The 17,207-nt window shown below is 64.6% G+C and carries 19 protein-coding genes; 10 read left to right on the top strand and 9 right to left on the bottom strand.

The genetic code is table 11. The features are described from left to right. Positions 1–47 precede the first annotated feature (47 nt). The 3 genes from LPJ38_RS34965 to LPJ38_RS34955 all read left to right on the top strand — a co-directional run bounded on the left by LPJ38_RS34965 (position 48) and on the right by LPJ38_RS34955 (position 2,085). A complete protein-coding gene (locus LPJ38_RS34965) occupies positions 48–428 on the top strand; it encodes a hypothetical protein (RefSeq protein ID WP_145638163.1) in 381 nt (126 codons plus the stop codon). Further along, entirely contained in the window at positions 428–1,030 is a 603-nt protein-coding gene (locus tag LPJ38_RS34960) for a DUF6036 family nucleotidyltransferase (protein WP_145638160.1), read from the top strand. The genes LPJ38_RS34965 and LPJ38_RS34960 overlap by 1 nt, the downstream gene beginning before the upstream one ends. Before the next feature lie 104 nt (positions 1,031–1,134). Continuing rightward, positions 1,135–2,085 (top strand): DUF6492 family protein, encoded by a 951-nt coding sequence (locus tag LPJ38_RS34955; protein WP_167520585.1) that lies wholly within the window; start codon positions 1,135–1,137, stop codon positions 2,083–2,085. Between the two features lie 3 nt (positions 2,086–2,088). Here LPJ38_RS34955 and LPJ38_RS34950 read toward each other — a convergent pair whose 3' ends face one another. Both LPJ38_RS34950 and LPJ38_RS34945 read right to left on the bottom strand, forming a co-directional pair. Continuing rightward, positions 2,089–3,156 (bottom strand): endo-1,4-beta-xylanase, encoded by a 1,068-nt coding sequence (locus LPJ38_RS34950; RefSeq protein ID WP_145638155.1) that lies wholly within the window; start codon positions 3,154–3,156, stop codon positions 2,089–2,091. Beyond that, positions 3,153–4,241, bottom strand: a complete 1,089-nt coding sequence (locus LPJ38_RS34945; protein WP_145638151.1) for a glycosyltransferase — start codon at positions 4,239–4,241, stop codon at positions 3,153–3,155. Before LPJ38_RS34945 ends, LPJ38_RS34950 begins: the two co-directional genes overlap by 4 nt. A 257-nt stretch (positions 4,242–4,498) precedes the next feature. Between LPJ38_RS34945 and LPJ38_RS34940 the strand changes: the two genes are divergently transcribed. Next, complete coding sequence (locus tag LPJ38_RS34940; protein WP_145638147.1) at positions 4,499–5,935, top strand: oligosaccharide flippase family protein; 1,437 nt, start codon at positions 4,499–4,501, stop codon at positions 5,933–5,935. 252 nt (positions 5,936–6,187) lie between these two features. Continuing rightward, the gene (locus tag LPJ38_RS34935; protein ID WP_145638144.1) at positions 6,188–7,738 is read left to right on the top strand and encodes a L,D-transpeptidase; all 1,551 of its coding nucleotides are present in this window, start codon (positions 6,188–6,190) and stop codon (positions 7,736–7,738) included. 29 nt (positions 7,739–7,767) lie between these two features. Here LPJ38_RS34935 and LPJ38_RS34930 read toward each other — a convergent pair whose 3' ends face one another. From LPJ38_RS34930 to LPJ38_RS34910, 5 genes are all read right to left on the bottom strand, one after another. After that, the gene (locus LPJ38_RS34930) at positions 7,768–8,580 is read right to left on the bottom strand and encodes a class I SAM-dependent methyltransferase (protein ID WP_145638142.1); all 813 of its coding nucleotides are present in this window, start codon (positions 8,578–8,580) and stop codon (positions 7,768–7,770) included. A 91-nt stretch (positions 8,581–8,671) separates the two neighbouring features. Next, complete coding sequence (locus tag LPJ38_RS34925) at positions 8,672–9,208, bottom strand: VOC family protein (RefSeq protein WP_145638140.1); 537 nt, start codon at positions 9,206–9,208, stop codon at positions 8,672–8,674. Positions 9,209–9,233: 25 nt separating this feature from the next. After that, positions 9,234–10,202: a Bug family tripartite tricarboxylate transporter substrate binding protein gene (locus LPJ38_RS34920; RefSeq protein WP_145638138.1), complete on the bottom strand. Its 969-nt coding sequence runs from the start codon at positions 10,200–10,202 to the stop codon at positions 9,234–9,236. Between the two features lie 12 nt (positions 10,203–10,214). After that, the gene (locus LPJ38_RS34915; protein WP_231088506.1) at positions 10,215–11,084 is read right to left on the bottom strand and encodes an MBL fold metallo-hydrolase; all 870 of its coding nucleotides are present in this window, start codon (positions 11,082–11,084) and stop codon (positions 10,215–10,217) included. 28 nt (positions 11,085–11,112) lie between these two features. Continuing rightward, entirely contained in the window at positions 11,113–12,324 is a 1,212-nt protein-coding gene (locus LPJ38_RS34910) for an ABC transporter substrate-binding protein (RefSeq protein ID WP_145638133.1), read from the bottom strand. A 165-nt stretch (positions 12,325–12,489) separates the two neighbouring features. On the opposite strand from LPJ38_RS34910, the gene LPJ38_RS34905 reads away from it, so the two are divergent. The 5 genes from LPJ38_RS34905 to LPJ38_RS34885 all read left to right on the top strand — a co-directional run bounded on the left by LPJ38_RS34905 (position 12,490) and on the right by LPJ38_RS34885 (position 16,526). Next, complete coding sequence (locus LPJ38_RS34905; protein WP_145638131.1) at positions 12,490–13,185, top strand: TetR/AcrR family transcriptional regulator; 696 nt, start codon at positions 12,490–12,492, stop codon at positions 13,183–13,185. Continuing rightward, the gene (locus LPJ38_RS34900) at positions 13,163–13,723 is read left to right on the top strand and encodes a carboxymuconolactone decarboxylase family protein (RefSeq protein ID WP_145638129.1); all 561 of its coding nucleotides are present in this window, start codon (positions 13,163–13,165) and stop codon (positions 13,721–13,723) included. Before LPJ38_RS34905 ends, LPJ38_RS34900 begins: the two co-directional genes overlap by 23 nt. A gap of 1 nt (position 13,724) precedes the next feature. Beyond that, complete coding sequence (locus tag LPJ38_RS34895) at positions 13,725–14,570, top strand: SDR family NAD(P)-dependent oxidoreductase (protein ID WP_167520584.1); 846 nt, start codon at positions 13,725–13,727, stop codon at positions 14,568–14,570. 71 nt (positions 14,571–14,641) lie between these two features. Beyond that, positions 14,642–15,226 (top strand): HutD/Ves family protein, encoded by a 585-nt coding sequence (locus tag LPJ38_RS34890; RefSeq protein ID WP_145638125.1) that lies wholly within the window; start codon positions 14,642–14,644, stop codon positions 15,224–15,226. Positions 15,227–15,329: 103 nt separating this feature from the next. Next, on the top strand, positions 15,330–16,526 hold the full coding sequence (locus tag LPJ38_RS34885) for an adenylate/guanylate cyclase domain-containing protein (RefSeq protein ID WP_167520583.1): 1,197 nt from the start codon (positions 15,330–15,332) through the stop codon (positions 16,524–16,526). Positions 16,527–16,555: 29 nt separating this feature from the next. On the opposite strand, the gene LPJ38_RS34880 is transcribed toward LPJ38_RS34885, so the two are convergent. After that, positions 16,556–16,849 carry a hypothetical protein gene (locus tag LPJ38_RS34880; RefSeq protein WP_145638121.1) on the bottom strand — a complete coding sequence of 98 codons (294 nt, stop codon included), beginning with the start codon at positions 16,847–16,849 and terminating at the stop codon, positions 16,556–16,558. A 147-nt stretch (positions 16,850–16,996) separates the two neighbouring features. Then, a complete protein-coding gene (locus LPJ38_RS34875) occupies positions 16,997–17,176 on the bottom strand; it encodes a hypothetical protein (protein ID WP_008561745.1) in 180 nt (59 codons plus the stop codon). Positions 17,177–17,207 lie beyond the last annotated feature (31 nt).

Genomic DNA, 17,207 nt, shown 5'->3' with positions numbered 1-17,207 from the left:
TGTTCTCGTCAGGTTGTCTATATTTCAAGCTGAGCCCGGATAGGCAGATGGAAGATGGATTGAACGAGGGCGTGGTTGGCGATACCGCGAAGCTGATGATGCATCGGCTGATTGTGCGGAGACTTCGTCGCGACCCATCTTTGGTCGAACAGGCTAAGGCAGCTCATACCCGTCAGGCGGCTCAATTCGTGGACTGGCCATTCGCGCGCGAATGGCGGGAACTGCTCGCACTTCCAACCGGGGAACTTGTACTGAAACTGATCAGCCGCGATCGCGAGATGGTGAGACTGCGCAATTCATCTCCGTTCTACCTCGTCGAGGGCGTCCATTTTGGAGACTATGACGCAAGGGTCCGGTTGAGGAGAGCTGCAAGACGTGTTGCCCAACGCGGCTCGAATACTCGCACTGTTTCCGCCCGAGGAGCATAATGTCCAACGGCGGGTCGCTGCGTACCTTTGAGGATTTGCTGAGGGCGGTCCGAGCTCTCGCTTATGAATTCGAGACGGATACTGTATTCGTCGTCGGCAGCCAAGCAATTCTAGCCTCCATGCCGGATGCGCCCGAGGTTGCCAGACAATCGCCGGAGATTGACGCGTTTCCAGCCAACGCGAAAATCTGGGAACTCACGGAGGCCAAACGCACGCGCGACGGTGTGCAGCCGGTCGCGTCCGAACATATCGACGGCCTCTTCGGATCGGAAAGCCCGTTTCACCGCGCGCACGGCTTCTATATCGATGGCGTTGACGAGACGACGGCCAGGCTTCCGAAGGGCTGGCAGGGCCGGGCGGTCAGCGTGAGAACGGAGGTCGCGGGACGGACGGTGACCGGTGTGGCCCCCGCGCCGGAGGATCTCGTTGTGTCCAAGCTCGCTAGGTTGGATGAGAGGGACAAGCGGTTCGTAGCTGCGATTCATGCGAAACGCCCGTTAGACTTGGCTCTCGTTGAACGAAGGGTTTACGAAACTGACCTTGATCCGGCTGTCGCGGAGAGAGCGGTTGCGTACATCAAGAGCCTGAAGTCCGGGAGATAGCCTTCTTCGACAATCGTTTCGCTTTACCTTGATTCGGAAAGTGAGTTTGCGGCGTCTCGCGCTGCCGCTATGACTGCGGCTTGATGGCCATTCGAGCGCGCCCCATGCATTCCGTTGCCTTGCTGACCGCCAGCTACGCCAAGGATATCGAGCGCTTTTCGCTGCTCAGCCAGAGCATCGACACCTGGCTCTCGGGTTATACGCGGCATTATGTTCTCGTTAACGATGAGGACGTGCCGCTGTTCGAGCGGTTCGCCTCCGACAAGCGGGTCATCGTCCCGGCCTCGCGTTACCTGCCGAAATGGCTGTTCGCGCTGCCGCCGGCGCTGCAGTTCCTCAGCAAGCGGCGCGTCTGGCTGTCGTTGCTGTCCTCGCCGGTGCACGGCTGGCACATCCAGCAGATCCTGAAGATCGCCGGCGTGCTCAATGCGCCCGAGCAGCGCGTCTGCATCCTGGATTCGGACAATCTGTTCTTCCGTGAATTCGACGTCGGCCAATATGCCGGCGGTGAGAAGACGCCGCTCTTCGTCACGCCCAAGGCGATCGGCGCCGACCACCCGGTGCACGGCGTGTGGCTCCGCACGATCGATCAGCTCCTGGGAATCGGGCAGCGTTCGTTCCCGGCAGACGATTATGTCGGCAACGCGCTGGTCTGGGACAAGGACACCGCGCGCGCGATGACCGGCGCCATCAAATCGGCAACCGGCCTGAGCTGGGCCCTGGCGCTGTGCCGGAAGAAGAAGTTCTCCGAATATCTGCTCTACGGCAACTTCGTCGCGAATTCGCCGAAGCATCTGGCAACCCATCGGGTCACGGAAGACAGCATCGCGGTCTCGCATTGGGACGACACGCCTCTCGATCGTCCGGCCATCGAAGCGATGATACAGGCCGCTTCGCCGGAACAAGTCGCGCTCTGCATTCAGTCTTATTCGTCGACTTCGGTCGACGACATCCGCGACGTGTTTCGCCTCTCCTCGCGCGACCGGCGCGCGCCGAGCCTTTCGCCTGACCATATGGGCGAAGAGAGCGAATTCGAGACGCCGAGGACGCGCTAGTCCTCAAGCGTCCTTCGTGAACTTGCTGATGACGTCCATGAACGGCTTCGGCTTGAACTCGCCGTCGAGCGGCAGCGGACGGTTCGGCTGCTTGTCCTTGCGGGCGAAGGTGCCGTTGATCCAGCTGTAGCGGTCCGAGATGCCCCAGGTCAGGATCGAGCGCACCGGTCCGCTGGTCGACATCGCGGTCAGCAGGTCGTCGACGCGCTTGGCGACGATCGCGTCGCGCTCCGCCGGGCTTCCCGCCAGTTTTTGGTCGTCGACGTCGAGCTCGGTGACGAGCACCTCGAGCCCCCAGGACCGCAGCTCGGTGACGAATTCGGCGAGCCCGTGCGTGTCGATCTCGAGCTCGGCATGCAGATGCGATTGCAGGCCCACGGCGTGAAGCGGAACGCCCTGGTCGAGCAGCTCCATGATCAGGTGACGGTAGGCTGCGCGCTTGGCGATGAAGGAGTCCTTCGCGGACTCGATGTCGTATTCGTTGATTGCAAGCTTGACGAAAGGATCGGCTGCGGCGGCCGTGCGGAAGGCCAGCGGAATCCAGCCATTGCCGAGATGCTGCGTCCAGAACGTGTCGCGCCGGTCGGTGACCTTCCTCGGATTGTCGGGGATCGGCTCGTTGACGACGTCCCACGAAGTCAGCTTGTCCTTGTAATAGGAGACGACGGTGCCGATGTGGTCGCGATAGGCGCGCTCGACGCCTTTGGTGTCCTTGATCTGCTTGGTCCAGTCGGGAATGTCGTGATACCAGGCCAGCGCGTGGCCGCGCATCGTCAGGTCGTTTGCCCGCGCAAAATCCAGGATGGCATCGGCGCGCTCGAACGCGAAGGTGTGCGCGTCCGGCCGCAGCATCGGCCATTTCAACTCCAGCACCGGCACGACCTGCGTGCAATAGGTGCTGATGGCTTCCCCGAGCCGCGGATCGGCTTGCAGGTCCCAGAGCGTCGCGGCGGCGCCATAGCCCGGGCGACGCTGGGCGAACTTCGAGGCCGGCGCGGCCGACGTCGATGCACCCGCCGCGAGCGTTGCGGCGCTGCCGAGCAGGAATTGGCGTCGGTCGAGCCGGGTCACGCGTGACGCTGGATCGCGGCTTCCGCGATCTCGTAGTAGCGAAGCGCGCCCTTCTCGAGCGTCAGATTGTCCAGGACATAATCACGCGGCGCGAAGCCCCCTGCGCTGAGCTGCGACCAGAAGCGGCCCCAGCCCGCGGTGAAGCCGTCCGCGTCAGTGAAGGTCATGCCGCAGCGCGCGTCGAAATAGGGCACCGAGGACACGTCGCCCTCGTATCTCACCTTATCAGGGAAATATTTGGGATCCTGCCACGGCCCGCCGCGGTCCCAGGCAAAGACGGGCACGCCGCTCGACAGCGCCTGCTGGCAGGCGATGCCCTGGCTCTCGTGCTCGCAGAGGAAGATCATGCTGCGGCAGCGCGCCAGCGCGGCCTTGTAATCGTCCTCTTTGTAATGGCCGTAGCGGATCACTTCGACGGTGCGGCCGCTGGTTTCGAGATGCTTGCGGATCGGCTCGATCAGCTCCGGTTCGTACCGGTCGTAATCCCAACGGACCTTGTCATAGAGCAGCACGTCGACGCTCTTCTGCGCGGCCGGCGCCGGCGTCCACAGATCGGTCTCGATGCCGACGGGCCAGGCGCCGACATGGGGCCAATGCGGACGGAACATGTCGGCATACCAGGCGCACGGCACCAGCACGCGCCGCACGTCGAGATCCTTCAGGCTCTCCGGCGCATCGATCGGGTGATCGTACATGGCAACGCCGAGCAAAAGCGGGTTCTGCCACTTGAACCAATCGAGCACGAACGGCCGGCCGATGATGCAGGCCAGTTCCTCCGGATGCTTCCGGATGTAGCGATAATCATTGAGGCGATAGCGGATGCCGAGCCGGTCGAGGCCTGCGCACAGGTTGAGCAGGACGCGCCGCTGTCCGCTGACGAAGGACTTGCCCATCAGCAGGCGGCGCAGCAGCGGCCGGAGGTGCCGGTCGCCGGGAAACCAGCGGTCGTCCCGTTCTTCGAAAAAGAGGTTGAGGACCATTCTGTCGTGGCCTTTCGCGCCGGGATCCGTCGGGCGCGTGGGAGCATCGGCGTCGCGCTGGGGCAGGGAGGCCGATTTCGCCCGGGTTCGTTCGGCAACGTCCATGTCAGTCACATCAGTGCATCGGAGGAGCAGGGCGAGGCTTCGCTAGCATTGTTTCTTTTCTTTGATCCCAGCCGACCCTACAAGGACAGGGCAAATTTAACGCTAACGCGCGATAACCGCGCGGTCGCTCCATTCGCAATCCGATTTGCAGGCTTATGCGGCTATCCTCGCCGATGCCGGCGGCGCAGTCCGATTGCCACGCCCATCTGCCTTAACGCTCCGTTAATCCTGATCGCCGCCCACGGTCCCGTGCTCGCATGCTGAACCGCCATTTCTCGATCTACCTGGTCGCCTACATCCTGCCTGCGGCGGTGGGCTTCTTCGCGGTCACGGCCTACACACGGCTGCTGTCGCCGGCGGAGTACGGCGTCTATGTCGTCGGCATCAGCCTTGCCGGGATCCTGGGCGCGATCTTCTTCGCTTGGATCAAGCTGTCGGTGTCGCGCTATCAGGCGATGTCCGCGGACGTCGACTTTCGCGGCACGGCGATCGTGGCCTTCGTGCTGACGGCCGCAACTCTCTGTGCGATGACCCCGCTGGTGTTCCTGTTCCGCACCGACGTCAGCGTCGAGCTGCTGCTCGCCAGCATGTTCGTCGCGATCATGGCCAATGCGGTCGATGTCGGCCAGGAGTTCGAGCGCGCCAAATTGCGGCCCTATCGGTTCGCGGCGATCTCCATCGTGCGCAGCGTGGCGAGCGTCGGCTTCGGCCTCGCCGCCGTCTGGTTCGGTTGGGGCGGCATCGGCCTGCTCGCTGCATTTGGCCTCGGTTCGCTCACCGGCATCATCCTGAATCTGGTCGGTGACCGCAGGAGGATCGCGCGGTTTCAGCGCGACCAGTTCATGCAACTCGCGCGCTACGGCCTTCCCCTGACGCTGGCCGGATTGTCCGTCGCGCTCTATTCGACCTGCGACCGGCTCATCGTTGCCTATCTGCTCGGCAAGGACGCCGCCGGCATCTTCGGCGTCGCCGCCGATCTGCCGCGCCAGTTCATGGTCATGATCGCGTCCAGCGTCGCCGCGGCGACCGTGCCGCTGGTGTTCCGCTCCCTGTCCGAGAAGGACGATGCGGTCACGCGGGAGCGGCTCACCGAAAGCCTCGAACTGCTGCTCGTCGTCGTTGCTCCCGTCGCGGTCTGGCTCGCGCTGGCCGCGGACCAAGTCGCCGGCACGCTGGTCGGCGTGGATTTCCGCGCCGGGGTGACCGCGCTGCTGCCGATCTTGGTGCTCGCGCGCTTCTTCGGCATCGCCAACCAGTTCTATGTCCAGATCAGCTTCCAGCTCGCCGAAAAGCCCTTCATGCTGGCTGCGCAATCCTTCCTCACGCTCGTCGTCAGCATCGTCCTGATGGTCGCTCTGGTCGCCGGCTATGGCCTCTATGGTGCGGCGCTGGCGACCTTCGCGACCGAGGCGATCGGCTTTCTGGTTGCCGTCGTCCTGATGCACCGCGCCCATCCGGTGCCATTCGACCTCCATCGCCTCGCCGGTGTCGCCGTCTCTGCCGCGGCGATGGCGGCCGCGATCCTGGTGGCGCGATCGCAAGCCGGCGGCACCGGTCCGGTGTCGCTCGTCATCGTCAGCCTCGCGGGCGGCCTCGCTTACGTCGCCGCGGCCTGGCTGTTGAACGTCGCGAACGTGCGAACGCTGTCGCTGCGTTTGCTGCGCACGCTCAATCGCAAGGCACTCGGCGTCTAGTTGCGCCTAGGTAAACGCCTCCTGGCGGCTGACCGGACATTCTGCCGCAGCGCTTGAGGCCGGCTTCGGGTCAGCTTCGGCCGGAGGCCGCCTTCCGCCTGTGCGAACGGTCGTATATGACAGGATTTGTCGCCGGAACGTGCCGAATCTCGCCACAGACGGAACGTAAGGCGGCTGCGCTTTCTTAATCCAGAGATCGCAAATTGATATTCTGAGCGACACCAGCAGACTGGCAGTTCGACCGAGGATGGCATGAAAAACCGATCGACGACGACGCGAACCACCAGGGCGCGTCCGGGGGCTGCCGGGATCGTAGCATTGGTGACGCTGACCCTCTTTGCGGGAGCGGTCCCGGCGAATGCGGCCAAGCAGGCCCGTCAGACCGCCGAAGCCGTGGCGCCGCGCGTGGCCGGCGATCCCATCATGGCGATCGTGTCGATCAAGAGCCAGCAAATCACCTTCTATGACGCGGACGGCTGGATCGCGCGCGCGCCGGTGTCGACGGGCACCACGGGACGCGAGACGCCGGCCGGCGTGTTCGCCATCCTCGAGAAGAACCGGGAGCATCGCTCGAGCATGTATGACGATGCGTGGATGCCGCATATGCAGCGCATCACCTGGAACGGCATCGCGCTGCATGGTGGACCGCTGCCCGGCTATGCCGCCTCGCATGGCTGCGTGCGGCTGCCATTCGGCTTCGCCGAGAACGTGTTCGACAAGACCTATATCGGAATGCGGGTGATCGTCTCGCCGGAAGATACGGTCCCGACCGAAATCTCGCACCCCTCATTGTTCGTGCCGAAGCAGGAGGCCATCGCGACGGCACCGAACCGTATCGGCAAGCTCGCCGCCGAGGCCGAGGAGGCGACGCGCGCCGCCGATGAAGCCAAGAAGGCCGCGTCAGTAGCCGCGAAGGAAGCAACATCCCTCCCGGCGACGCTGCGCAAGTTGGAGCAGCAGAAGTCCCGGGCGGATGCCGAGCTCGCCTTCGCCGACAAGACGCTGGCGAATGCGAAGACCGATCAGGCTCGTGCCAAGGCCGAGGAGCTGAAGCAGAAGGCCGCTGCCAAGGCCGCGGACGCGTCGACGCAGCTCGACGCGGCAAAGGCCGCCGCGCAGCCGAAGCGCGATGCGGTCGCCGCCACGAAGGAGGCTGCGAAGGCGACGGCGGCCAGGAAGGCCGACGCTGTGAAGGCGGCGACCGACGCAAAGCTCGCGCTCGAGCCGGTCTCAGTCTACATCAGTCGCTCCACGCAGAAGCTCTATGTGCGGCGAAACACCCACAAGCCGGCGCCCGATGGCGGCGGCGAGGTGTTCGACACCAGCATCGAGGTCCCCGTCACGATCCGCAATCCCGACCGGCCGCTCGGCACGCACATCTTCACGGCGATGGCGAAGACCGATACAGGCCTGCGCTGGAGCATCGTCACGATCGAGAACGGCGACGAGGCGAGGGATGCGCTCGACCGGATCACCATTCCCCAGGAGGTGTGGGATCGCATCGGGCCGACCGCGTTGCCGCGCTCGTCGATCGTCATCTCCGACGAACCCTTGAGCGCTGAAACAAACTACCGCACCGAATTCGTCGCGGTGCTGAGCAACCAGCCGCAAGGCGGCTTCATCACGCGCAAGCCGACCGCGCCGGCCATGATCGCCAGCGACGACGGCTGGGACAATGGCGGCAATGGCTTCGGCTTCTTCTACCCGCGCGATCCCTACGTGCAGCCGGTCAATCCGCGCCGTCAGCGCGGCCAGTATCAGTATTATCAGTCGACGCAGCCCATGCCGCGGGGCTTCTGGTAAGTAAGCAAGGCTTGCCCGCGGCGCAGCCCTTATAGCCGCGCCGTGATCACCAGGGCCTGGATCTTGGCTTCGACCGGTCCAGGTCCATGGCGCGCGCGGAGCGCATCAGCGACCGCATCGGTTGCGGCCTGAAGATCACTGCTGCTCCTCGCCTCGATCTCGGCGCGCAGTGGCGTGCCCTGGCAATAGGCGAGCGCCACGAACTCGGGCGTCGGCGCACGGCTGGTCGCTGCCAGTGGTTCGATCGCGACGTCGCCAAAGCCCGCGCGTTTGAGATCGGCCCGGATGATCGCCTGGTCGAAATAGCCGTGCGGTGTCCGCGCCATGAAGCGGGGCGGATCATCCGGAAACAGCTTGGCGAGGGCCGTCGTGACATCGTGGGCGAACACATTCTCCTCGATGCGGTCCCACACATTGAACAGGAACGTACCGCCGCCCTTCAACACGCGCTTCGCTTCCGAATAGCCCTTGGCGCGGTCCGGAAAGAACATGGCGCCGAATTGGCAGCAGACCACGTCGAACTCGGCATCGCCGAAAGGAAGCGCCAAGGCGTCCGCCTGGCGCCAGGTGATGCGATCATCGTCCGCCTGACGCTTTGCTGCGATCGCGAGCATCGGCTCGTTGAGGTCGGTCGCGACATAGCGGATGCCGGGCGGCAGCGCCGCCGCCACGGCGCGCGTCACCGCGCCGGTGCCTGCCGCGATCTCGAGCAGGACGGAGGGAGAGAGCGGAGCGATGCGTCTTGCGATGTCGTCGGCGTAGATGGCGAAGATCATCGGGACGAGATGCTCGTCGTAGAGCTTTGGGATCGAGCCGGCGAAAACCTTGTCAGTGTCGGACATGATTGCCTCGCTGAAGGTTCGAACGCGAGGCTCACCCTACCACGGATCGCTGCCTCAGCGGGCGGGGAATTCGGCGGTCGGTGATCAAGCCTTATTTCGCGCCGCCGACCTCGCGGATCGGCCGCGTGCCATCCCAGTTCATCGCGGCCTGCCGGACCTTCTCGAAGAACGGTCCCTTGGTCCCGCTGATGTCGGAGATCTCGATCACCGTGCCTGGATGGGCCTCGGTGTCGAAATAGGCGAAGCGACCCTTGTCGCCGCCGATCTGGCCTTCATGGCCGATCCTGTAGCCGAGCCCGAGCGCCTTGTCGTAGAGCGCCTGGTAGTCATGGCTCCAATAGGACATGTGCTGCAGGCCCTCGTGCCCGGCGTCGAGGAATTCCCTGTACAGCGAGGGCGCATCGTTGCGCTGCTGGATCAGCTCGATCTGGAGGTCGCCGGAATTGGCCAGCGCGATGCTCATCTCCACCGCCGAGTCCTGGCCCCGATGGCGAAACCAGTCGGTCTTGACCCGATCCATGTAATACCAGGGACCGACGCCCATGATTTCGATCCAATGCTTCATCGCGGCGTGGATGTCCCGCACCACATATCCGTTCTGGCGTACCGCGCCGAAGATGCGGCTCATGCCCGCGCTCCTGTTGTCACCTGGTTCACTTGACCTCGATGCCGGCGTCCTTGGCAACCTGCTTCCAGGCTGCGATGTCGCGTGCATTGATGTCGCGCTGCTCATTGCCTGGGACGAAGTGCGCGGTGATGCCGAGCCCGAGCAGCTTCTCCTTCACTACGGTATCGCCGAGCGCGTCCTTCAAGGCCGCCGACAATTTCTGTGCGATGGGCGGCGCGACGCCGGCGGGCGCATACATCGCCCAGGACAGGCTGCGGTCGAACGGCACGCCCTGCTCCTTGTAGCTGGCGATATCGGGCAGGCTCGGCGACCGCTCGCCGCAGGCGGCCAGCGCCTTGAGCGAGCCGTCCTTCACCAGCGGCGTCGCGGTCGCCACGTCGAGCGTCGCCAGCGAGATGTGGCCGCCGAGCAGGTCGCCGGCCAGCTTGGCGATGCCGTTGAACGGCACGTGGTCCATCTTGATGCCGGTCTGCTGCATCAGGATTTCGGCGCAGAACTGCCCGGTCGAGCCGACGCCCCAGCTGCCGTACTGGACCGGCTCGCCCTTCTTGGCGAGCGCGATCAGTTCCTTGATGTCGTTGGCCGGGAAGGTCTTGGTGGCCACCAGCATGATCGAGGACGTCCCGACGCGCCCGATCGTGGTGAAATCCTTGATCGAATCGTAGGACAGCTTGGGATAGATCGCGGGCGCCAGCACGTGAGTGGTCATGCCGCCGACGGTGATGGTGTAGCCGTCGTTGGGCGACGTCGCCACCATCTGCGTGCCGAGCGTGCCGGCCGCGCCCGTGTGGTTCTCGATATAAATGGTCTGTCCGAGTAGTTTGCCCATCTTGTCGGCGAGCAGCCGGCCGACCACGTCGCCGCCGCCGCCGGCTGCATAGGGCAGCAGCATCCTGATCTTGCGCGAGGGGTAGGCGGCCGGATCCTCGGCGCGCGCCGGCGATGCCGCCGAAAGCAATGCGAGCAAAGAGAGCGTGACGGTGCTGAGCTTCATGATGGTGTCCCCCTAATCCTCGAAACGAAAGCGATAGGCTTCGCCGTGCCTGACGACGCGGCCCGCGGTCGGTGCCGGGAAATGGCCGGTGAGCAGATAGCTCGGCGTGTCCGCAAGCTCCTCCAGCAGCGCCAGCCGCGTTGCGAGTGCCGCGGCCGGATCGACGTCGGCGGCATTGGAGAGCCACGGCGCGGCGCACTGGATCGGATGATGGATGACGTCGCCCGACATCACCGCATGATCGTCGCCGCCGTTGAGGTGGATCTGCATGTTGCCGGCGGTGTGGCCCGGCGCCGGCGCAAAGCGCAAGGCTGCGTCGCGATCACTAAACAGGCGATGATCGGTCTCGACCAGTTCGGCAAGGCCGGCCGCAACCACCGGCAGCACGGAATCCTCGAACGAGCCGTGGTTCACCGGGCTCTTCGGCGCGGCGTTGTGCGCGGCCTCGAAATGCCGATATTCGGCGCGGCCCATCAGATAGCGCGCCTTGGGGAAGGTCGGCACCCAGCGGCCATCGACGAGCCGCGTGTTCCAGCCGACGTGATCGACATGCAGATGCGTGCACATCACGAAGTTGACGTCTTCAGGGGCGACGCCGAGCGCCCGCATGTTGTCGAGATAAGGCTGGTCGAGCTCGTTCCACGCCGGCACGCGCGGCCGCTTCTTGTGATTGCCGCAGCAGGTGTCGACGATCGCGGTCCAGCGCGGCGTACGCACGAGATAGGAGTGGTGGCTGAGGATGAAGCGGCCTGTCTCCGGCTCGATATAGCGATGATCGAGCCAGCTCCTGTTCTCCGCAATCACCTCGTCGGTGACGTTGGCGAACAGCCAGCTCTTGTCGAAGGCAAGCGAAGCGATCTCGCTGACGAGATCGACCCGCATGCTGCCGATCCGCAAGCTCCGCATCGGCTCAGTTCTTCAGGAGGTCGCCGAACGGCACCCAGCGCGTGCCGTCGTAGCGAATGAGCTGGAGGCTCGTCATCGGCGTATGCCGCTCGGGCGAATTGCTGACCGCGGTGCCGTTGATCAGCATCGGCAGGCGCACGTCTTTCATGGTGGTCGCTTGCTTCATTACATTGGCGCGGGTGAGGTCGTTGCCTGATGCCTTGAGCACCGTCACCAGCGTCTGCGCGATGGTATAGCCATAGACGTTGAGCCAGTCGCTCTTGTTGGCCTCAGGCATGTACTTCTCCATAAAGCCCAGCCATTCCTTGTATCCGGCATCGTCCTTCAGCGCGGGATCAGTCGCGTCCTTTAGATATTGGCTGGAGATGACGCCGGTGGAATTGTCCTTGCCGGCCGGCTCCAGCACGCCGCTGATCGACGCCGAGACGTTGGAGATGATGGTCGTAGGCTTCCAGCCGATCTCGCCGATCTTGCGGATCGCCTGCGCGGCGAATTTCGGCGTGGCCGCCACCAGCACCACGTCGGCGCCGGCGGTCTTCATTTGCAGGATCTGGGTGTCGACGGTCGGCGCCGAGGTCTCGTAGGCTGCACGCGCGACGATCGCTTCGCCGCCGCCGAGCCCTTCCTCCAGCGCCTTCAGATAGTCCTTGCCGAGGTCGTCGTTCTGGTAGAGCACGCCGACCTTCGCGTTGGCGTGGCTGGCCTTGATGTATCTGGCGTAGGCGATCGCCTCGTCGCGATAGGTCGGCTGCCAGCCGACGGTCCACGGAAAGTTCTTGGGATCGTCCCACTTCGCCGCGCCCGACCCGAGGAAAAGCTGCGGCACCTTGCGGTCGTTGAGATATTTGTGCACGGCGCTGTTGGTCGGCGTGCCGACACCGCCGAAGATTAAGAGCACCTCTTCGCTCTCCACCAGGCGGCGGGTCTGCTCCACCGTCTTGGGTGGGCTATAGGCATCGTCAGCGATGATCATCTGGATGGGCCGCCCGTTGACGCCACCCTCGTCGTTCACCTTGCGGAAGTAAGCCTCCGCAGATTTCGCGATCTGCGCGAAGGCTGACACCGGTCCGCTCAACGGCGCGGTGGTGCCGATCTTGATGGTCTTGTCGTCGGCGCCGGAATCGTATTTTGCGCCTTGGGCAGAGGCGGCGCCGGCTGCGAGCAGCGGCAGGAGGATGCAGGCCGCAAGCAGGCGAAGGCGGTCAAAGCGCGCCATGAAAAATCTCCCTGAAATTGCTCTCCGCTTCTCGGGTGGAGCGGAGTTGAAACGCGAGAACGGGCCCGAAGCGGACTTGCGGGCGACGACCGCCGCTGCCAGTCTTGCAAACGAACGATCGTTCGTACGGTTGACTAGCGAACGATCGTTCGTTAGTCAAGCGGGATGGCTGTTCACACCTCCAGCGCGGCGGACGCGTCTGCGCCCACCACGCGTGACCGCATCCTCACCGAGGCGCTCGATCTGTTCGCGCAGAGCGGCTATGGCGGCGCCTCGATGCGCGAGCTCGCGCGCCGCGTCGGCATCCGCGAGAGCAGCCTCTACAATCACTTTTCCGGCAAGGCTGCGATTCTCGAAGCGATCGTGGCGGAGCACGGCCCGGCCAGCTCGGCGAGCCGGCTGGAGGAGCCGCGCTACAGGCAGCTCGCGCGCCAGCCCGCCGCGTTCTGCCGTCAGTTCGCGCTGGATCTCGTCGAGCAATGGTCCGATCCGCGCGAGCACCAGTTCCAGAAGGTCATCACCGCCGAGCGCAACCGCGTGCCCGGCATCCGCGCCAAATTCGCCGATCATTTCTATGCGCGCGAGCAGAGCATGATGACGGATTATTTTCGCGGCTTCGCGCTCGCCGGCCTGATCTCGACGCCCGATCCGCGCGAGACCGCGCGGCTGTTCGCGGCCGGCCTCATCTACATCCGCCTCGAGCATTACGTGATGGGCGCGGCGCCCTCGCCGCGGCCGAAGGTGATCGAGGCGATCGACCGCTATCTCGCCTTCTTCCTGTCGCTGATCGGGGCAGGTAACGTCGACAACAAGAAACGAAAGCCCAAGGGAGAGAACCGTGGCAAGGCTGCCTCTGATTGATCCGGAGACGACGAGCGGCGACATCCGCGCCTCGTTCGACCGCATGCCGGTCAAGCTCAACATCTTCCGCATGATGGCCCATGCCGAGGCCAACATGATCCCGGCGATGCGGCTCGGCAATTCGATCCTGCACAAGCAGAAGCTCTCTTCGGTCAACCGCGAGCTCCTGATCCTGCAGGCGGCGCAGCTGGAGGGCGGCGCCTATGAATGGCGCCAGCACGTGCCGATCGCGCTCGGCGTCGGCTGCACGCAAGAGCAGATCGATGCCGTCGAGCGCGCGGATTACGATGCCCCAGCACTCAGTGAGGCCGAACGCGTGCTACTGAAGTTCGGCCGCGAAGTGGTCGAGAACGTCCGCGTCCCCGAGGCAACGTTCACTGCTGCGCGAAAACATTTCAGCGACCAGGAGATCGTGGAGTCCATCGTCGCGCTCGGCTTCTACATGATGATGGCGCGTCTCACCGAGGCGACCGAGACCGATCTCGATCCCGCCGCCGGCATGAAGGTCTATGACGGCGGCAAGAAGCAGGGTGCTTGAGATGGCGGAGACCGAGAGCAAGCCGGAGCGCTATGTCCGTCCGCCCAGCGCGGAATCCCTGGGCGAGGCGCCGGGCAGGGAACGGCTGAAGGGGCGTCGCATCCTGATCGTCGGCGGCGGTCAACGCGTGTTCGACGCCGCCACCGATCCGATCGGCAACGGCCGCGCCATGAGCATCCTCTGTGCGCGCGAAGGCGCGAAGGTTGCGGTGGCCGATCTCAACCGCAGCTCTGCCGAAGTGACGGTGAAGCGCATCACCGATGAGGGAGGAGAAGCTTTTGCGATTGCGGCTGACGTCACGTCCGAAGCCGACGTTACGCGCATGATCGAGGAAGCTCATCGCGCCATGGGCGGGCTCGACGGCATGGTGCTGAACATCGGCACCTTCGGCAAGGTCGGGCTCGATAACGTCAGCCCCGAGGAGTGGAACAGGATCTACGACGTCAACGTCCGCGGCCCCATGTTGTGCTGCCGCGCGGCGATGCCGAGATTCGACGATGGCGGCGCCATCGTCTTCATCTCTTCCATCGCGGCGCTGAAGGCGGGATCGCAGATGGCGGTGTATGATTCCTCGAAAGCCGCGCTCGGCGGCCTGATGCGCAACATCGCCCATCACGGCGCGCGCCGCGGCATTCGCGCCAATCTCGTGTATCCCGGCCTCGTCGACACCCCCAACGGCCGCGAAGCCGGTGCCGGCCGCCCCTCGCGCGGCAAGGGTCCCATCCCCTTCGGCCGCCAGGCCACGGCCTGGGAGATCGCCTATGCCGTGCTGTTCTTCCTGGCGGACGAAAGCGTCTACGTCACCGCGCAGACGCTTGCGGTGGATAGCGGCTTGAGCGGGATGTGAGGCTGTGAAAGGCTCAGCCTCGTGAGGTGGAGCCGGTTGGCAAGTCGGTCCATTCCGCGCATGATGTGGAGATGAAAACCACACTGCTCCAACCCGAACACTACACCCGCTCGCCCTGGAAGAACGGCGGCGGCATCTTCACCGACATCGCCGATGTCCATCGTGCAGGTAGCGCAGTGAAGGATTGGGACAGCCTACTCTGGCGCTTTGCTTCTACGCCGATCGTGGCGCCCGGTCCGTTCTCCTACATGCCCGGCATCGACCGCTTGCAGATGGTCGTCGGCGGGCGCGGGCTGGTGTTGAAATCGCCGACGGAGGAATTCGACGAACGTGAACCTTTTACGACGGTGCGCTTCCCCGGCGAGATGGAGATCGTCACGGCACTCGAGGGCGGTCCGGTCGAGGTCGTGAATCTGATGGCCCGGCGTGGAGCGGCGGAGATCGCGCTCGAAGCGCTCCGGGAGCCCGGCGAGCGGCAGCTTGCCGTAGGCACGCATCTCGTCTATGCCGCGCGCGGCGATTGCCGCATCCGTCTCGGCAGCGAGGAGTTTGCGATTCCTAGCGAGGGCACGCTGAAGGCCGAACTGACCGAGCCGTCGAAGCTTGCGCTCGTTGCGGGCATGGCCGTGCTGGCCTCGATCCGCATCGTCGGCTAAAAGCCCGCCAAGCTGCGCACAAACCGGGCAATCGGGCAGGTTGACGCAGCAAGACCGGCGCACGATATCTGCCTCGACGCAGACGCCGCTCGAGAGGCAGGACATGAACACGCAATCAGAGAATTCCGCCTCCGCTACGCCTGCCGACGGCGTGATCGACTGGCTGACCAACGGCACGCGCGACGAGCGCTTCATCGACAACATCTTCGCGCAAATGTGCATCCGCCTGCAGCAGGCGGGCATCCCGCTCAAGCGGTCGACGCTTCACGTGATGATCCATCATCCGCAATGGCTGGGCGCGCGCATGATGTGGTCCGACGGCAAGCGCGAGGCGGAGATCACGCTCGCCGACTATAACGTTCGCGAGCGGTCCGAATATATCGGCAGCGCCGCCAACGAGATCCATGACGGCGCCGACGAGGTGCGCGAGAAGCTCGAACAGGATTCCTCGCTCGGCCGCAAGCACGCCCTCTATGACGACATGCGGTCGCTGGGCATGACCGATTATGTGGCCTGGCCGATGTTCCACACGCTCGGCAAACGCCATCTCGTCACGTTCGCAACCGACCGGCCCGGAGGCTTCAACGACGCGGACATCGCGGGCCTGAAGAAACTGCTGCCGGTGCTGGCGCTGGTCAGCGAGATCCGCATCAAGAATCGCCTGGCGCGAACGCTGCTGGAGACCTATGTCGGTTCCCATGCCGGCGAGCTGATCCTTGCGGGCGCCACAAGGCGCGGCACCGGCACCACCGTGCGCGCCGCGATCATGATCTGCGACTTGAGGGATTTCACCAAGATCTCCGACAATTGGCCGCGCGACGACGTCATCGATCTGCTCAACGATTATTTCGACGCGATGTCGGAGCCGATTGCGCGGCACGGCGGCGAGATCCTCAAATTCATCGGTGACGGCCTGCTCGCGATCTTTCCGCTGAGCCAGCCCAATGCCTGCGCCAATTTGCTCCATGCCGTGACCGAGGCCCGCCAGGCCATGGCCGCGCTGAACGAGCGCAACAACGGGACCGGCCGTGCGCCGCTCAATTACGGCATCGGCGTCCATGTCGGCGACGTCATGTACGGCAATATCGGATCGTCGAGCCGGCTCGACTTCACCGTGATCGGCCCCGCCGTCAACATGGCCTCCCGCCTCGAGGCGCTGACCAAGACGATCGGCAAGAAGGTGCTGCTGTCGCGCGCTTTCGCCGAGCTGGTGGAGAAGGAGTTCGCGCTGGAGCATGTCGGCCAGCACGAGGTGCGCGGCTTCAGCGAGCCGATCGAGCTGTTTGCTTATCCGGGCTGAGTAGCGGACGGCTCCGAAGCGCGCCGGGTTTACTTGCTTTTCGTACCGGGGGCGTTCGGCTCGGCTTGCTGGCCGCCCTGGGTTTGCCTGGCAGGGTCGTTGTCACCCGGCCGCATCGTCGACGATTTCGCCGGTGCGCTGGCGCCGCCGCTGTTGTTGTCCGAGGACGTATTGAGACTGGAGGCTCCCGCACCGGTCGTGCCGCCGGTCCCCGTGGAATTGATGCCCGATCCGGTCCTGGATGCTCCAGTGCCGCTTTGGGCAAATGCGGCGAGGGGCGAGGCGAGAGCCGCAATGAGCGCTGCGAGAACGAGTGCTTTCATGTCCGCTCCTGTGAATTGACGTCAGGCAGCCCCGGCCCGGCGGTCCCGGGGGCGGAGGTCGGGCCGAGGCCGCCATTGCCGGATTGTGGGACCCGGCATGTGGCCAATGCGCGGGGACGCGCGGCGTTCCTATTCTCGCCGCAGTGGCTAGGCCGACCAGCGATCCTGCTCTTCCTGGTGAGCGTGCTCGTTCAGCCTGTCGGCGATCTCATCCGCGATCTCTTCGGTCTCGGCCGACGCTACCGGCTCGCCCTTGTGCGTCTTCAACTTGTCCTTGTCGGCTTCGATCGGGAAGTCGTCGGGCTTCAGTCCGGCTTCCTTGCTCATGGCGCGCCTCATAAGGTTCTCGAACAGGACA

The sequence above is a fragment of the Bradyrhizobium daqingense genome, from assembly GCF_021044685.1.
Lineage (GTDB): Bacteria > Pseudomonadota > Alphaproteobacteria > Rhizobiales > Xanthobacteraceae > Bradyrhizobium > Bradyrhizobium daqingense.
The sequence above is the reverse complement of the archived record's forward strand: the minus strand, read 5'-3'. Positions and strand labels throughout refer to the sequence as shown.

Coding starts and splice junctions, on each gene's coding strand:
- LPJ38_RS34880 (WP_145638121.1), bottom strand. CDS start 16,849: ATGAAAGCACTCGTTCTCGCAGCGCTCATTGCGGCTCTCGCCTCGCCC.
- LPJ38_RS34890 (WP_145638125.1), top strand. CDS start 14,642: ATGAAAACCACACTGCTCCAACCCGAACACTACACCCGCTCGCCCTGG.
- LPJ38_RS34955 (WP_167520585.1), top strand. CDS start 1,135: ATGCATTCCGTTGCCTTGCTGACCGCCAGCTACGCCAAGGATATCGAG.
- LPJ38_RS34910 (WP_145638133.1), bottom strand. CDS start 12,324: ATGGCGCGCTTTGACCGCCTTCGCCTGCTTGCGGCCTGCATCCTCCTG.
- LPJ38_RS34920 (WP_145638138.1), bottom strand. CDS start 10,202: ATGAAGCTCAGCACCGTCACGCTCTCTTTGCTCGCATTGCTTTCGGCG.
- LPJ38_RS34905 (WP_145638131.1), top strand. CDS start 12,490: ATGGCTGTTCACACCTCCAGCGCGGCGGACGCGTCTGCGCCCACCACG.
- LPJ38_RS34935 (WP_145638144.1), top strand. CDS start 6,188: ATGAAAAACCGATCGACGACGACGCGAACCACCAGGGCGCGTCCGGGG.
- LPJ38_RS34965 (WP_145638163.1), top strand. CDS start 48: ATGGAAGATGGATTGAACGAGGGCGTGGTTGGCGATACCGCGAAGCTG.
- LPJ38_RS34930 (WP_145638142.1), bottom strand. CDS start 8,580: ATGTCCGACACTGACAAGGTTTTCGCCGGCTCGATCCCAAAGCTCTAC.
- LPJ38_RS34940 (WP_145638147.1), top strand. CDS start 4,499: ATGCTGAACCGCCATTTCTCGATCTACCTGGTCGCCTACATCCTGCCT.
- LPJ38_RS34915 (WP_231088506.1), bottom strand. CDS start 11,084: ATGCGGGTCGATCTCGTCAGCGAGATCGCTTCGCTTGCCTTCGACAAG.
- LPJ38_RS34895 (WP_167520584.1), top strand. CDS start 13,725: ATGGCGGAGACCGAGAGCAAGCCGGAGCGCTATGTCCGTCCGCCCAGC.
- LPJ38_RS34875 (WP_008561745.1), bottom strand. CDS start 17,176: ATGAGCAAGGAAGCCGGACTGAAGCCCGACGACTTCCCGATCGAAGCC.
- LPJ38_RS34885 (WP_167520583.1), top strand. CDS start 15,330: ATGAACACGCAATCAGAGAATTCCGCCTCCGCTACGCCTGCCGACGGC.
- LPJ38_RS34945 (WP_145638151.1), bottom strand. CDS start 4,241: ATGGACGTTGCCGAACGAACCCGGGCGAAATCGGCCTCCCTGCCCCAG.
- LPJ38_RS34925 (WP_145638140.1), bottom strand. CDS start 9,208: ATGAGCCGCATCTTCGGCGCGGTACGCCAGAACGGATATGTGGTGCGG.
- LPJ38_RS34960 (WP_145638160.1), top strand. CDS start 428: ATGTCCAACGGCGGGTCGCTGCGTACCTTTGAGGATTTGCTGAGGGCG.